This window comes from Streptomyces omiyaensis (assembly GCF_014650895.1).
Classification (GTDB): Bacteria; Actinomycetota; Actinomycetes; order Streptomycetales; family Streptomycetaceae; genus Streptomyces; species Streptomyces omiyaensis.
In genome coordinates, this window is the sequence record NZ_BMVV01000010.1 from 223,194 (window position 1) to 238,285 (window position 15,092).

10 protein-coding genes are annotated in these 15,092 nt (G+C 71.4%); 1 reads left to right on the forward strand and 9 read right to left on the reverse strand.

Going from position 1 to position 15,092, the window contains the following annotated elements:
* Entirely contained in the window at nucleotides 1-549 is a 549-nt protein-coding gene (locus IE287_RS19160) for a hypothetical protein (protein WP_189850296.1), read from the reverse strand.
* A gap of 37 nt (nucleotides 550-586) precedes the next feature.
* Between IE287_RS19160 and IE287_RS19165 the strand changes: the two genes are divergently transcribed.
* On the forward strand, nucleotides 587-1,306 hold the full coding sequence (locus IE287_RS19165; protein ID WP_189850297.1) for a TetR/AcrR family transcriptional regulator: 720 nt from the start codon (nucleotides 587-589) through the stop codon (nucleotides 1,304-1,306).
* On the opposite strand, the gene IE287_RS19170 is transcribed toward IE287_RS19165, so the two are convergent.
* From IE287_RS19170 to IE287_RS19205, 8 genes are all read right to left on the reverse strand, one after another.
* Nucleotides 1,291-1,623: a 5-carboxymethyl-2-hydroxymuconate Delta-isomerase gene (locus IE287_RS19170; RefSeq protein WP_189850298.1), complete on the reverse strand. Its 333-nt coding sequence runs from the start codon at nucleotides 1,621-1,623 to the stop codon at nucleotides 1,291-1,293. The two genes, IE287_RS19165 and IE287_RS19170, sit on opposite strands and share 16 nt — an antisense overlap.
* Before the next feature lie 103 nt (nucleotides 1,624-1,726).
* A complete protein-coding gene (gene pulA / locus IE287_RS19175; RefSeq protein WP_189850299.1) occupies nucleotides 1,727-7,021 on the reverse strand; it encodes a pullulanase-type alpha-1,6-glucosidase in 5,295 nt (1,764 codons plus the stop codon).
* Between the two features lie 69 nt (nucleotides 7,022-7,090).
* Nucleotides 7,091-8,815: a carbohydrate-binding module family 20 domain-containing protein gene (locus IE287_RS19180; RefSeq protein WP_189850300.1), complete on the reverse strand. Its 1,725-nt coding sequence runs from the start codon at nucleotides 8,813-8,815 to the stop codon at nucleotides 7,091-7,093.
* Between the two features lie 157 nt (nucleotides 8,816-8,972).
* On the reverse strand, nucleotides 8,973-10,040 hold the full coding sequence (locus IE287_RS19185; protein WP_189850301.1) for a LacI family DNA-binding transcriptional regulator: 1,068 nt from the start codon (nucleotides 10,038-10,040) through the stop codon (nucleotides 8,973-8,975).
* Nucleotides 10,028-11,695, reverse strand: coding sequence for a glycoside hydrolase family 13 protein (locus IE287_RS19190; protein ID WP_189850302.1), 1,668 nt, complete (start codon nucleotides 11,693-11,695; stop codon nucleotides 10,028-10,030). The genes IE287_RS19185 and IE287_RS19190 overlap by 13 nt, the downstream gene beginning before the upstream one ends.
* 50 nt (nucleotides 11,696-11,745) lie before the next feature.
* Nucleotides 11,746-12,630, reverse strand: coding sequence for a sugar ABC transporter permease (locus IE287_RS19195; protein ID WP_229883577.1), 885 nt, complete (start codon nucleotides 12,628-12,630; stop codon nucleotides 11,746-11,748).
* Nucleotides 12,627-13,640 (reverse strand): carbohydrate ABC transporter permease, encoded by a 1,014-nt coding sequence (locus tag IE287_RS19200; protein WP_189850303.1) that lies wholly within the window; start codon nucleotides 13,638-13,640, stop codon nucleotides 12,627-12,629. Before IE287_RS19200 ends, IE287_RS19195 begins: the two co-directional genes overlap by 4 nt.
* Before the next feature lie 20 nt (nucleotides 13,641-13,660).
* Complete coding sequence (locus IE287_RS19205) at nucleotides 13,661-14,938, reverse strand: extracellular solute-binding protein (RefSeq protein WP_189850304.1); 1,278 nt, start codon at nucleotides 14,936-14,938, stop codon at nucleotides 13,661-13,663.
* Nucleotides 14,939-15,092 lie beyond the last annotated feature (154 nt).

Genomic DNA, 15,092 nt, shown 5'->3' on the forward strand with positions numbered 1-15,092 from the left:
TCAGGGCAGGATCAGCCAGTCGAAGGCGAGGGCGGCGGTGAGGCCGCCCACGAGGAGCCAGGTGCCCAGCCGGGTGCGCCCGTTGCGGGCGAGCTCGATGACGATCCCGCAGAGGATCATGGCGAGCCCGTAGACGCCCACGACGAGCACGGAGGTCCGGCTGGCGAGGCGGATCACCAGGACCACGCCCATCACCACGAGCAGGACCGAGGCGGCCGCCACGCGCAGCCGCCTCGCCTGCCTGGGCGTCATGCCGTCGCCGAGCTCCGCGTCCTCGTCGTCGTCCTCGTCGTCCTCGCCGGCGTCGTCCTCGCCGGATACGGATCCGGAGTCGGTACCGGCATCGGAGTCGGCATCGGCATCGGAGTCGGAGTCGGAGTCGGCTTCCTCACCCCCGCCCCCGCCCCCGTCCGCCGCGCCGCGCTGCTCGTCGGGCCCGTCGGCCCCGGGCCCGCCGGGGGTCGCGGTCCCGCCGGGCCCGTCGGTCTCGTCGGGCTCCCCGGCCGCGGGGCTCTCGGTGGCCGTGGTGGACTGGTCGGAAGCGCTCATGGACGAGGAGCGTAACGGACCCCGATAGGCTGTTCGTATGACGACCGGTGTACGGCGCAGGATGGGCGTCGAGGAGCGCAAGCAGCAGCTGATCGGGGTGGCCCTCGAACTCTTCAGCAGCCGCTCCCCCGACGAGGTCTCCATCGACGAGATCGCCGCCGCCGCGGGCATCTCCCGGCCACTGGTCTACCACTACTTCCCCGGCAAGCAGAGCCTGTACGAGGCGGCGCTGCGGCGCGCGGCGGACGAGCTCGCGGCCCGCTTCCTGGAGCCGCCGCAGGGCCCGCTGGGGGCGCGGCTGCTGCGGGTGATGGGCCGGTTCTTCGACTTCGTCGACGACCACGGCCCGGGGTTCGCGGCGCTGATGCGGGGCGGCCCCGCGGTGGGTTCGTCGACGACCAACGCGATGATCGACGAGGTCCGGCAGGCCGCCTACGAGCAGATCGTCGCCCACCTCGGGGTGGCGGAGCCCTCGCCGCGGCTCGAACTGGTCGTGCGGTCCTGGGTGTCGCTCGCGGAGTCGACGGCGCTGCTGTGGCTGGACGGGCGGCGGGTGCCGCGCGCGGAGCTGGAGCAGAAGCTGGTGCACGACTTCGCCGCCCTGACGGCGGTGAGCGCGGTCTACGACGCGCAGGCGGCGGCGGTGCTGGCGGCGATCCTGGCGGAGGAGCCGGCGGACGGGCCGTTCGCACAGCTGGTGGGCCGGCTCCTGGAGCTGGCCCCGGCCGCCGCCGTACCGGATCAGCGCTTGCGGTAGGAGTTCTCCAGGTCGCGCACCTCGACCGAGAGGCGGACCCCGTCCGTCGTCTTGAGGTGGCGGGGCAGCAGGGCGAGCACGGCCTCGGCGAGCCGGGCCTTGGCCGCGTCGGTGCGTCCGAAGAGCAGGGCGATCTCCACGTGGACGACGACGTCCTGGGTCGACCCGTCGCCGACGACGGTCTCCTCCACCTCGCGGAAGCGGGTCTTGCAGGAGTCGAGCGCGGTGTCGACGGTCTCGACCAGCAGGGCGTGGAGGTCGAGCGCGAATCCGCGCCGGTCCAGGGGCGCGGAGTAGTCGACGGTGATCTGCGGCATGACGGTGTCTCTCCTGCTGGTACGGGATGTCGGGCCACAGCTTTACGGCGCGGGCCCCGGCCGCACAAGTGGCGACCGGGGCCCGCTCCGCGAGGAGGATCCGTCAGCCGGCGGTCCGGAAGACGGCGACCGTCCGGGCCGGGACCGTGAAGGTGCCCGAACCGGCCTCGTACGAGGCGGTCTTGGCGGTGGCGTCGGAGCCGTTCGCCTGGACGGGGTGGAGGGCGTAGGCCTGGCCGGCCAGCCCGCCGACCGTCTGCTTCCGCTCGCCCGGGGTCGCGTTGAACACGACCACGAGGTCGCCGAGGCGCATGGTGATCACGCCCGGGGTCTCGTCCGTCCCGGAGAGCGGGAAGGAGAGGGCGGACTGCACCTGGCCGGCCGTCGCCAGGGAGAAGGCCGGCTCGGTGGCGCGGATCTTCTGGAGGTCCCGGTAGGCGGCGGAGGCGCCGTCGATCTCGGCGCAGCCGGGCGTCAGGTTCGGGAGGGTGAGGAGCGGCTTGCCGAAGCCCCACTTGGCCTTGTTGTCGGCGGCCGGCGGGAGGCCGATGCCGAAGCCGTTGCCGTCGCGGCAGTCCCAGTGGATCGCGTTGAACCAGTCGCCGCTGTCGTAGGAGTTGCGGTCGAGGGACTTGGAGCGGAGCAGGTCGGAGCCGGCCTGGGAGAGCGCCGGGCCCTGGGAGAGGGTGGCCGTGGCCATGGCGAGGACCTGCATGCGGGCCCGGTCGGCGGCGGAGGTGCCGGCGGGGAGCTTGAAGGCCAGGGCGTCGTAGAGGGTCTCGTTGTCGTGGGCGTCGGCGTAGGCGAGGGCGTCGCCGGGGACGGCGGCGTAGCCGGCCGGGGAGCCGTTGTAGTCGACCTCGGAGCCCTTGACCGGCCGCCCGGAGGTGTCGGTGAAGGTGTAGTCGGCGAGGTTGCCGGTGAGGCCGACCTTGATGAGGTCCTGGTAGTGCAGGAGGCGGGCCTTCTGCTGCTCCGGGGTGCCGTTGGCGGTGGAGGCGTTGGGGTCGGTGTAGAGGCCGGAGGCGAAGCCCTGGACGCCGGGGTCCTCGTCGAAGGGGCCGCCGCCGCGGACCGCGTCGCGGGCCCGGTCGGAGAAGGTGGCGACGCCGGTGCCGGCCATGTTCTTCTGGGTGGCCTGGACGAAGCGGGCGTCGTCGGCGATCTCGCCGAAGTTCCAGCCCTCGCCGTAGAGGACGATCGCCTTGCCGTCGACGCCGTCCTCGGCGACGGTCAGGGCGTCGAGCGCCTCGCGGACGGCGAGGATGTTCTCCTTCGGGTGGTGGCCCATGAGGTCGAAGCGGAAGCCGTCGACCTTGTACTGCTTCGCCCAGGTGACGACCGAGTCCACGACGAGCTTGCCCATCATGGCGTTCTCGGGCGCGGTGTTGGCGCAGCAGGTGGAGGTGGCGACGGAGCCGTCGGCCTGGAGGCGCTGGTAGTAGCCGGGCACGATCCGGTCGAGGACGGACTTGTCGGACTGTCCGGCGGCGACGGTGTGGTTGTAGACGACGTCCATGACGGTGCGCAGCCCCTGCCCGTTGAGGGCCTGGACCATCTGCCGGAACTCGACCGTGCGGCGGGTGCCGTCCGGGTCGGTGGAGTAGGAGCCCTCGGGGACGGTGTAGTGCAGCGGGTCGTAGCCCCAGTTGTAGGCGTCCTTCGCCGCGGCGGCGGCGACGCAGGCCTGCTGCTCCTCGGAGTCGGGGGCGTAGACCTTCAGGTCGCAGGCGGGCGCGGTCTGGCCGGACTTCTTCTCGGGGATGGTGCCGATGTCGAAGGCCGGGAGGAGGTGGACGTAGTTGGTGCCGGATTCGGCGAGGGCCTTGAGGTGCTGCGAGCCCTTGCTGCCCTTGTCGGTGAAGGCGAGGAAGGTGCCCCGGTGGTCGGCCTTCGCGGTGGGGTCGGCGATCGAGAAGTCGCGGACGTGGAGTTCCTGGATCCGGGCGTCGCGCAGCGGCACGGCGGCCGGCTTCTCCAGGCCCTTCCAGCCGGCCGGGGCGAGCTTCGGGTCGGAGAGGTCGACGACGAGGCTGCGGGCGGAGTCGGCGGTGAGGGCGGTCGAGTAGGGGTCGGTGACGCGGTTCTCGACGAGCTTCTGGACGGTGGGCGCCCAGACCTTCACGACGTACCGGTAGGGCTTGCCCGCCCAGGACTTCGGGCCGGTGGCCCTCCAGACGCCGGAGGCGTCGTCGCGGCGCATGGGCACGGTCCGGCCGTCGATCTCCAGGGCGACGGAGTGCGCGGTGGGCGCCCACAGGGAGAGGGTGGGGCGGCCCCGGTCGAAGACCGGTCCGAGGTCGGCCCGCACGGCCTTCGCGGCGTACAGGTCGTCGAGGACGCCGGCGGTCTGGACGCCGGTGGCGGCGAGCAGGGCGCCGTTGGCGGCGCGCTGGGTGGCGATCAGCTGGCCGCGCAGGGAGGCGCGGACCCGGTCGGCGTCGCGCGCGTCGACGGTGAAGGCCGGGTAGTCCTTCAGGTGCGGGAACTTCGCCTTCTGGGCGTCGGTGAGGGCGCCCGCGTTCAGCCGGAGCCAGCGGCCCTCGCTGCTGAGGGCGCCGTCGGTGACGGTGATGCCGCCCTCGGGGGCGTACACCAGCTGCTGGCTGGTGGAGTCGTTCGCCTTCACCTTCCAGACGACGGTGTTCCGGTCGATCCACTGCGCCTCGGCCTTGGCCAGGTCGAGGGCGGGGGCGCCGCCGGAGGTCGGCAGGAGGTACTTCGGCTGTCCGGCGAGGAGCCAGACCTCGTGGCCGGTGGCGGCGAGGTCGAGCGACTGGTCGGTGGGGAGGTCCTTCTGGTCGCCCTTGTGGAGGATGTACGAGAGCGAGGTGGCGCCCTCGGCGAGCGGGACCTCGTAGACGGCGCCGTACGCGTCGACGCGGGTGGGCTGGAGGGGCTTGGACCAGTCGGTGGGCTGGGCGGCGCCGGTCCAGAGGTGGAGGCCCCAGCCGTCGTAGTCGCCGTCCGCGCGCTGGTAGTGGATGACGGCCTTGGTCTTGTCCTGCGGGGCGGGGGCCGGGGCGGTGTCGGACTGGCCGTCCTGGCCCTGGGTGATCCAGACCTCGCCGGTGCGGCCGAGGGCGATGGTGCGCTGCGGGCCGTCGGCGGTGCCGGCCTTCTCGACGGTGTACGCGACGGAGGAGGCGCCCTCGGGGAGCTTGACCCAGGCGAAGGCGCCGTGGGCGTCGCGGCCGGTGAACGCGGCCTCCTGGCCGGCGGCCCTGAGGGTCCAGCCGTCGTAGTCGCCGTCCTCGCGCCGGTAGTGGACGATCGCGTACGGGCGCTCGACGGCGACCGGCTTCTCGGGGGCGGGGGGCGCGCCGGCGGTGGTGGCGGCGGTGGCGCTCGCGGTGCGCCCGGCGGCGTCGACGACGACGGCCTTGTAGCGCAGGGCGGTGCCGGCGGGGGCGGTCACGTGCTGGGTGACCTTGTAGGGGGCGTGGTCGGCGGTGCCGAGGGTCTGCCAGCGTCCGTCGCCGACCTGGGCGGCGAAGACGACGCGGCTCAGGGCGTCGCCGGTGACGTCGGCGGTGAGCTCGACGGTGCCGGTGGCGCCGGCGGCCGGGGCCTTCAGGGCGACGGACGGCGCCGCGGCGGGGGCCGGGAGCGGCCGGTCGGCCCGGAGGACCAGGGTGGAGAGGGCCGGGACGGTGACGGTGACCTTGCCGTCCTTCGCCGTGACGGCGCCCTGACCCCCGTACAGGGTGCGGAAGGAGGCGGAGTCGACGGGGACGTCGACGGTCTTCGGCACGGTGGCGCTGTTGGCGGCGACCAGGTACTCGACGCGCTGCTTCGCGTCGGTGCGGGTGGCGGCGAAGACGGAGCCCTCGGCGTAGCGCTGCCGCTGGACGCCGTCGCGCAGGGCGGGGTGCTCCTTCGTCAGCCGCGACAGCCGGGCGATGGACCGGTAGACGGGGTGCGCGGTGTCGTACGCGTCGGAGGCGTGGGTGCGGTCGGTGCCGAGCTGGTCGTCGTCGAGGTAGTCGGCGACCCGGGAGGCGAAGAGGGTCTGGCGGGCGTCCTTGTCGCCGCCGGCGCCGGTGAAGCCCTGCTCGTCGCCGGAGTAGATCACCGGGTTGCCCCGGGAGAGGAACATCAGCTCGTTGGCGAGGCCGGCCCGGCGGACGAGTTCGGCGTCGGAGGCGTTCGGGTTGTCCTGCTTCAGGAAGGTGCCGAAGCGGCCCATGTCGTGGTTGCCGAGGAAGGTGACCTGCTCGTAGGCGTTGGCCTTGTCGGTGGTGTACCGGTAGTCCTCGGCGAAGACCCGGGCGAGGCGGTCGGCGCCGGCGCCCTGGGAGGCGAAGGCGCGGGCGGCGTCCTGGAAGGGGAAGTCGAGGGTGGCGTCGAGCCGGCCTCGGGTGACGTAGGGGGCGGTGACGGTGGTGTCGGCGGAGTAGACCTCGCCGAACATGAAGAAGTCCTCGCGGCCCTGCTTCTTCGCGTAGGCGTCGAGCGCGGTGGCCCACTGGGTCCAGAAGTCGAGGTCGACGTGCTTGACGGTGTCGATGCGGAAGCCGTCGATGTCGAAGTCGCGGACCCACTTCTCGTAGATCCTCTTCATGCCCTCGACGACCTCGGGGCGCTCGGTCCACAGGTCGTCCAGGCCGACGAAGTCGCCGTACTCGGCGGACTCGCCCTGCCAGGTGGAGTCGCCCCGGTTGTGGTACATCTCCGGGTCGTTGAGCCAGGCGGGGACCTTGGTGCCGGCCTTCTCGACGGGGGTGTACGGGAAGGAGTCGGCGTCGACCTTCCCGATCGCGGTGCGGTCGTCGAAGGGGCGGCCCTCCTCGTCGAGGTAGGGGTAGGCGCCCTTGGGGCGGTAGCCGTACTTCTTCTCGGCGTAGTCGACGGTGTCGGCGGTGTGGTTGGTGATGACGTCGAAGAAGACCTTCATGCCCTTGGCGTGGGCCGCCGCGATCAGCTTCTTGAGGTCGTCGTTGGTGCCGAAGTGCGGGTCGACCTGGGTGAAGTCGGTGATCCAGTAGCCGTGGTAGCCGGCCGAGGCGTCCTTGCCCTCGCCCTGCACGGGCCGGTTCTTGAAGATCGGCGCCATCCAGATGGCGGTGGTGCCGAGGCCCTTGATGTAGTCGAGGCGCTGGGTGAGGCCCTTGAGGTCGCCGCCCTGGTAGAAGCCCTTGTCGGTGGGGTCGAAGCCGGTGGCGGTGCGGCTGCCGGTGAGCCCGCCGCGGTCGTTGGAGGTGTCGCCGTTGGCGAAGCGGTCCGGGAGCACGAAGTAGAACTGCTCGCGGGTGAGGTCCTGGCGGGCCGGCTCGGCGGCGAGCGCCCGGTCCGACGGCGGGGCCGGCGGGCGGGGGGCGGCGGTGGCGGGGAGGGCGGGCACGAGGGCCGCGCACAGGGCGGCGGCGAGCGCCACCGCCGTTCGCTTGGGTATCACGGGGTGCTCCCTGGAGGTACGGGAAGAGGGGGCCGCCCCGGTCGGGGCGGCCCGTGCGTGAAGGTGGGGTCAGCTGCGGAAGGTGTCGTTCAGGACGACCTGGCCGGAGGCGGGGACGGTCGCGGTGCGGTTGGCACCGGACTCCCAGGTCACGTTCCCGGCCGCGTCCTTGCGGACGTACTTGTACTCGAAGGCCGTTCCGGCGGGCAGGTTCACGGCCAGCTTCCACACGGGGTAGGAGGCCGGGTCGAGCTTGAGGGCGGCGGCCGGGGCCCAGTTGCCCAGCTCGGCGCGGTTGCCGGTGACGTAGATGTTCTGGCCTATCACCGTGGTGGCGGTGACGTTGAAGGAGGCGCCCGCGGTGGCGGGGGGCGTCGTCGGCGGGGTGGTGGGCGGGGTGGTGGGGGTGGTCCCGCCGCAGTTCACGGCGCCGGTGTGCAGGGCGAGGGCGGTGTTGGCGCCGAGCGTGGCGGTGAACTGGCCGTTCGTGCCGACCGTGACCGGGGTGTTCGACTGCACGTCGCAGTAGGTGCCGGCCGGCAGGGAGGTCTGGAAGGCGCGGGTGAGCGGGGACGACTCGTGGTTGATCGCCACGTAGGCCTTGGAGCCGCGGCCGAACGCGATCGCGTTGTTGCCGTTGTCCCACCACTGGGTGACGGCCTCGCCGCGGGCCGTGTTGCGGAAGGCGACCATGGAGGAGATCTCGCGCCAGGCGTGCTGGCACTTCCAGCCGTCGGTGTAGCAGGCGTTCACCTGGCCGCCGTTGGGCGGTCCGGCGTCCTTGTCGGTCCACTCGTAGCCGGAGTGGACGTCCGGGGAGCCGTAGGGCCAGGCCAGCATGAAGACGGAGGCGAGGGTGTAGTTCGCGCCGTCCTTGTAGCTGAGGGTGTCGCCGCCGCGCTCGGTGTCGTGGTTGTCGACGAAGACGCCGGACTGGCCGGAGGGCATGTGGCCCCAGGCCTCGCCGAAGTTCTTGAGGTAGGCGAGCTTCTCGTTCTGGAGGACCCGCTTGAGGTCGCGGGCGTAGCGGAACTCCTGGACGTCGCCGCTGCCGAGGTACTCGCTCGGGGAGACGGCCTCGCCGGCGCCGTGGATGGCCTCCAGCTTCCAGTAGGCGTTCGGGTTGGTCAGCCGGGACTTGATGTTCGCCAGGTCGGCGGCCGGCATGTGCTTGGCGGCGTCGATGCGGAAGCCGTCGACGCCCAGCGAGAGGAGGTCGTTGAGGTAGCCGGCGATCTTCCCGCGGACGTACTCCTCGCCGGTGTCGAGGTCGGGGAGCTGGACCAGTTCGCAGTTCTGGACGTTCCCGCGGTCCTGGTAGTTCGAGATGACGGACCGGCAGTCGTCCATGTCGGAGCCGGAGTAGAGGCCCGGGTAGTCGTACTTGGAGAACGGGGTCCCGCCCGTTCCGGTGCCGGAGCCGTTGGCCATGTGGTTGATGACCGAGTCCGCGACGACCTTCACGCCGGCGGCGTGGCAGGTGTCGATCATGTTCTTGAAGGCGGCGCGGTCCCCGAGCCGCCCGGCGATCCGGTAGCTCACGGGCTGGTACGAGGTCCACCACTGGGCGCCCTGGAGGTGCTCCTGGGGCGGGGAGACCTGGACGTAGCCGTAGCCGGCGGGTCCGAGGCGGTCGGTGCACTCCCGGGCCACCGAGGCGAAGTTCCATTCGAACATCACCGCGGTGACGTCCTTCGTCCCCGGCGGGGTGGCCTGTGCCGGGGCGTTCGCCGTGACGGCCACAGCGGCTCCCGCCACGAGGGCGAGTGCAGCGGCCACGGTCTTTCTTGCCATGCTTCCTCCTGTACGACGTCCCTGTCGTGTCGCGAGTCCAACTCGCCAGAGTGCGGTTCGCAAGAAGTTGCCGAAACATTCAGCAACTGTTTTCAGCCGCGACCGTAGGGGCGTACAGGCGTGCGGTCAATACTTCCGGCACGCCCTTCGCAAGGGATTACGCAAGGAGTTGCGGGGGCTGCGCGGTGGAACCGCGCACGACCAGCTCCGGCTGGAAGACGAACTCGGTGCGCTGCACCGGACTGCCCTCGATCTCCTCCAGGAGCGCGCCGACGGCCGCCGTCGCCATGGCCTGCACGGGCTGGCGCACGGTGGTCAGCGGAGGGTCGGTGAAGGCGATCAGCGGGGAGTCGTCGAAGCCGACGACGGAGACGTCCCCGGGCACGTCGAGGCCGCGGGCGCGGGCCGCCCGGACGACGCCGAGCGCCATCAGGTCGGAGCCGCAGACGATGCCCGTGCACCCCTCGTCGAGCAGGATCTCGGCGGCGGCGTGCCCGCCCTCGACGCCGAACAGGGTGGGCCGCACGAAGCGTTCCGCCTCCGCCCGTTCCACTCCCAGCATCTCGTAGAGCTCGGCGGCGAAGCCCTCGGCCTTGCGGCGCGAGGGCACGTAGCGGGTGGGTCCGATCGCGAGCCCGATCCGCTCGTGCCCGAGCTCGGCGAGGTGCCGCACGGCCATCCGCGCCGCGGCCCGGTCGTCCGGGGAGACGAAGGTGGCGTCGATCCGCTCGTGGTAGCCGTTGATGAGGACGTACGGCACCCCCCGCTCGGTCAGCCGGGAGTAGCGCGCCGGGTCGGCGGTCGCGTCCGCGTGCAGCCCGGAGAGGAAGACGATGCCGGCCACCCCGCGCTCGACGAGCTGGTCGACCAGCTCGTCCTCGGTGGCGCCGCCGGGCATCTGGGTGCAGAGCACCGGCGTGTAGCCGTGCCCGGCCAGCACCTGCTCCACGACCTGTGCGAAGGCCGGGAAGATCGGGTTGGTCAGCTCGGGCACCACGAGCCCGACCAGGCCCGCGCTGCGGCGTTTGAGCCGGACCGGGCGCTCGTAGCCGAGCACGTCCAGCGCGGCGAGCACCTTGTGCCGGGTCGCGCCGGCGACCCCCGCCTTGCCGTTGAGCACCCGGCTGACGGTGGCCTCGCTGACGCCCGACTGGGCCGCGATGTCCGCGAGCCGCGGGGCACCGGCACCGGTGCCCCGCGGCGGGGGGATCGTCACACCGCCCACCAGACGGTGGTGTCGGCCGGCACCTCTACGGCGTCGTCCGCGATCCTGACGTCCTCGTTGGAGAGGAGATACCGGCCGGGCAGCGGGACGGAGATGGCCCGGCCGGTGGTGTTGGCGGTGCAGACGAAGCCGTCGCGGCGGAAGGAGAGCACGCCCTCGGGCGCCTCCAGCCACTCCACGGCCTCGCCCGCACCGAGTTCCGGACGCTCGCGGCGCACGGCGAGCGCGCTGCGGTACAGCTCCAGGGTGGAGCCGGGGTCGCCGGTCTGCGCCTCGACGCTCAGCGCGCCCCAGGCCGCCGGCTGCGGCAGCCAGGAGCCGCCGTCGCCGAAGCCGTACGAGGAGCCCCCGGCGGTCCACGGGATCGGCACCCGGCAGCCGTCGCGGTAGCCGTCCTGGCCGCTGGCCCGCCAGAAGGACGGGTCCTGGCGGACCTCGTCGGGCAGGTCGGTGACGTCCGGCAGGCCGAGCTCCTCGCCCTGGTAGACGTAGGCGGAGCCGGGCAGCGCCAGCATCAGCAGGGTCGCGGCGCGGGCCCGGCGCAGGCCGAGCTCGCGGTCGCCGGGGGTGCGCAGCTGGGTGCCGAGGCCCGCCGGGTTGGCGAAGCGGGTGGCGTGCCGGGTGACGTCGTGGTTGGAGAGCACCCAGGTGGTGGGGGCGCCGACCGGGCGCATCGCCTCCAGGGAGGCGTCGATCACGCGGCGGAGCTCCGCGGCGTCCCAGTGGGTGCCCAGGTACTGGAAGTTGAACGCCTGGTGCATCTCGTCGGGGCGCACGTAGTGGGCGGTGCGCTCGACGGTCGGCGTCCAGGCCTCGGCGACGAGGACGCGCTCCCCGTCGTACTCGGCGAGGATCCGCCGCCAGGAGCGGTAGATCTCGTGGACGCCCTCCTGGTCGAAGAAGGGCATGACGTCGTTGCCGAGCAGCTTCAGCTGGTCGTGGGCGCCGATGTCGGGCAGGCCGGGGGCCTTGACCAGGCCGTGGGCGACGTCGACGCGGAAGCCGTCGACGCCCATGTCGAGCCAGAAGCGCAGGATCGAGCGGAACTCGTCGCGGACGGCCGGGTGGTCCCAGTCGAAGTCGGGCTGCTCCGGGGCGAAGAGGTGGAGGTACCACTCGCCGGGGGTGCCGTCCGGGTTCTCGGTGCGGGTCCAGGCGGGGCCGCCGAAGATGGACTCCCAGTCGTTCGGCGGGAGTTCGCCGTTCTCGCCCTTGCCCGGGCGGAAGTGGTAGCGGTCGCGCAGCGGGGAGCCGGGGCCCTCGCGGAGCGCGCGCTGGAACCACTCGTGCTGGTCCGAGGAGTGGTTGGGGACCAGGTCCACGATGATCCGCAGGCCCAGCCCGTGGGCCTCGCGGATCAGGGCGTCGGCGTCGAGCAGCGAGCCGAACATCGGGTCGATGGCCCGGTAGTCGGCGACGTCGTAGCCGGCGTCGGCCTGCGGGGAGGCGTAGAAGGGGGAGAGCCAGACGGCGTCGACGCCGAGCTCCTTGAGGTACGGCAGCCGGCTGCGGATGCCCACCAGGTCGCCCATGCCGTCGCCGTTGCCGTCGGCGAAGCTGCGGGGGTAGACCTGGTAGATCACCGCGTCTCTCCACCAGCCCGTGTCGGTGCCGGTGGTCGGGGCGGCGGCGGGGGTGGCGAGGTGCTGGGTCATGTCTTCCCTGGGAGGTAAGGAGGGGCGTACGGGTTCGGCGCTCAGGGCCGTCAGCCCTTGACGGCGCCGGCGGACATGCCGGTGACGAGGTGGCGCTGGGCGAAGAGGAACACCAGGGCGGCGGGGATGGCGATGAGGACGGAGGCCGCCGTCATCGGACCCCACTGGGCCCCGTACTGGTTGACGAACTTCTGCAGGCCGCCCGCGAGCGTCAGGTTCTCGTCGCCGACCATGAAGGCGGAGGCGTAGGCCACCTCGCCCCAGGCGGTGATGAAGGAGTAGAAGGCGGTCACCGCGATGCCCGGCTTGGCGAGCGGCAGGATGAGCCGCCAGAAGGTGCCGAAGGGGGTGAGCCCGTCGACGTACCCCGACTCGTCGATCTCGCGCGGGATGCCGTCGAAGAAGCCCTTCATCATCCAGGCGCAGAAGGGGACGGCGATGGTCAGGTAGGTGATGACCAGGCCGGCGGACTGGTTGAGCAGTCCCAGCGACGCCATGATGTTGTAGATCGGCACGATGAGGACGGCGACCGGGAACATCTGCGTGATGAGCAGGGTCCACATCAGGCCGCGCTTGCCGGGGAAGCGGAAGCGGCTGACCGCGTAGCCGGTGGTGGCGGAGATGAAGACGCCGACGAGCGTGGTGAGTCCCGCGACGAGGAGCGAGTTGCCGAACCAGGTGAGGAACGGGGTGTCCCTCAGCAGGTTGGTGTAGTTCTCGAACGTCGTCTCCTTGAAGAAGTCCGTGGTGGTCGCGTACTTCGCGGGCTTGAGCGAGGTCAGCAGGACCCACAGCACCGGGAAGACGGCGACGACGGAGGCGACGATCAGGGTGACGTGCAGCGCCACCGAGGCGAGCGGCGAGCGCCGGCCGCGGACCGGGGCGTTGGTGGCCGGGGGCGCGGCGTGGCGGGCCGTGGGGGTCGTGGTGGTCACCAGACTTCTCCCTGCTTGCGGAGGACGCGCTGGTAGATCGCGGCGAAGATCATCAGGAGCACCAGGATGAGGACGCCCCACGTGGACGACTGGGCGAAGTCGCGCGGGCTGATCTCGAAGGAGAACTTGTACGCCTGGGTGACGAGGATCTGGGTGGCCTCGCCGGGTCCGCCCCGGGTGAGCAGGAAGATCACCGGGAACATGTTGAAGGTCCAGATGGTGGAGAGGAGGAGGACCGTGGTGGAGACGGAGCGCAGGCCCGGCATGGTGATGTTCCGGAAGCGCTGCCAAGCGTTGGCGCCGTCCATCTCGGCGGCCTCGTAGAGCTCGCCGGGGATGGACTGGAGGCCGCCGAGGAGGGCGACCATCATGAAGGGGATGCCCAGCCAGACGTTGACGGCGATGACCGCGAACTTGGCCATCAGCGGGTCGTTCAGCCAGGGGACGGCGTCGAGGCCGACCCCGGAGAGGATCTGGTTGAGCAGGCCGCGGCGCTCGTCGTAGAGGAAGCGCCAGGCGAAGACCGAGACGAAGCCGGGGACCGCCCAGGGCAGGATGAGCATCATCCGGTAGACGGAGCGGCCGGCGATCTTCCGGTTGAGGATGTTGGCGAGGGCCAGGCCGAGGACGAAGGTGAGCGCCACACAGGACACGGTCCAGACGACCGTCCAGCCGAGCGTGCCGAGGAACTGGCTGCCGGTGAGCGCGTCGGTGTAGTTCTCCAGGCCGACGAACTCGTAGGTGGCCGGGATCTCGTTGACGCCGATCGACCGCGCGACGTTGCGCTCGTTGGCGTCGGTGAACGACAGGTAGATCCCGCGGACCAGCGGATATCCGATGATCACGCCGATCACGATCACCACCGGGGCGATCATCGCCCAGGCGTACCAGTGGGTGGCGAGGGAGCGCTTCGCCGCCCGTCGCGGGGTACCAGTTCCGCGGCTCCGGCCGCGGGCGACGTGCTCGCCCGCGGCCTTCGCCACCGACTGGCTGGGAGTGTCCACAGCCATCAGCCGGCCTGCCTTCCTTCTTACTTCCAGTCCTTCAGGAGCTTGCGGTAGGCGTCACCGACGGCCTTGGCGCCGGCCTCCGGGGTGGTCTGACCGGTGAGCACCTTGGTGTACTCGACCTTGACCGGCTCGAAGAGGCTGCCGCCCTCGGGGATCCACGGGCGCTGCACGGCCTTCTCGACGACCGGCTTGAAGAACGCGATCATCTCGTTCTTGGCCACCTCCTTCTGGAGGTAGGAGGACTGGCGGGTCGGGAGGAGGCTGAGCTCCTGGGCGACCGTGGCCTGGCTCTCGGCCGAGGTCATGTACTCGGCGAAGGCGTAGGAGGCGTCGAGGTTCTTGGAGCCGGCGTAGACGGCGAGGTTGTGGCCGCCCTGCGGGGCGCCCTGGCCGGCGGAGCCCGCCGGGACGGGGGCGATGCCGAGGTTCGCCTTGTCGGCGAACTCCTTGCCCGCGTAGGTGTCGGCCACGGCCCACGGGCCGTTGATCATCATGGCGACCTTGCCGTCCTTGAAGGCGGCCTGCATGTTGTCCCAGCCGTTGGTCGCGTCGGTGATCGCGGCCTTGGAGTCGACCAGGTCCTTGACGGTCTTGAAGGCCTTGACGCCCGCGGGGTCGTCGAAGGTGACCTTCTTGCTGTCGGCGTCGACCATGTCGCCGCCCTCGCCGTACAGGAAGGAGAGGAACCAGTACGGGTCGTCGCCGCGGAGGTACAGGCCGGTCTTGCCGGTCTTCTCCTTGATCGTGGCGGAGACGGTCTTCAGGTCGGCGATGCTGGTCGGGACCTCGACGCCGGCCTCCTTGAAGATCTTCTTGTTGTAGAAGATGCCCATGGAGTCGATGACCTGCGGCACGGCGTAGGTCTTGCCGTTGTACTTGGTGGAGGCGGCGGCCTGCTCCAGGAAGTCGCCCTGGTCCTTGAGGGCGGCGGTGCCGTCCAGCGGGGCGAGGTAGCCGAGGTCGGCGAACTCGGGGGTCCAGGCGACCTCGGAGCGGATCACGTCGGGGGCGCCGGAGCCGGACTGCGCGGCGTTCTTGAACTTGTTCTGGGCCTCGCCGAAGGGCACGTTCACGTACTTGACGGTGACCTTCGGGTGCTTCTTCGTGAAGTCCTCGGCGAGCTTCTTGAAGACCTTGTCCTCGGAGCCGACCGTGGAGGTGTCCCACCACGTGACGGTGCCGGAGAGCTCGCCCGAGCCCTTCGAGGCGCCGTCGGAACCGCTGTCGCTCCCGCCGCACGCCGCCAGGGTGACGCCCAGGGCCGCGACCAGCGCGGTGGCCGCTATGCCACGCCGCATGTGAACTCCTTCAACATGATCCCGGGGTGACGAGGGGCTGGAACCTTCCTCATTGCGACCGCTCCCTCGCGGCGCTCCGGGTTGCCAGGAACGTAACAGGGATGAAAACGAGCCGAAAGAGCTTGCGGGAATTTTCTGCAAGGACCGGGGATCG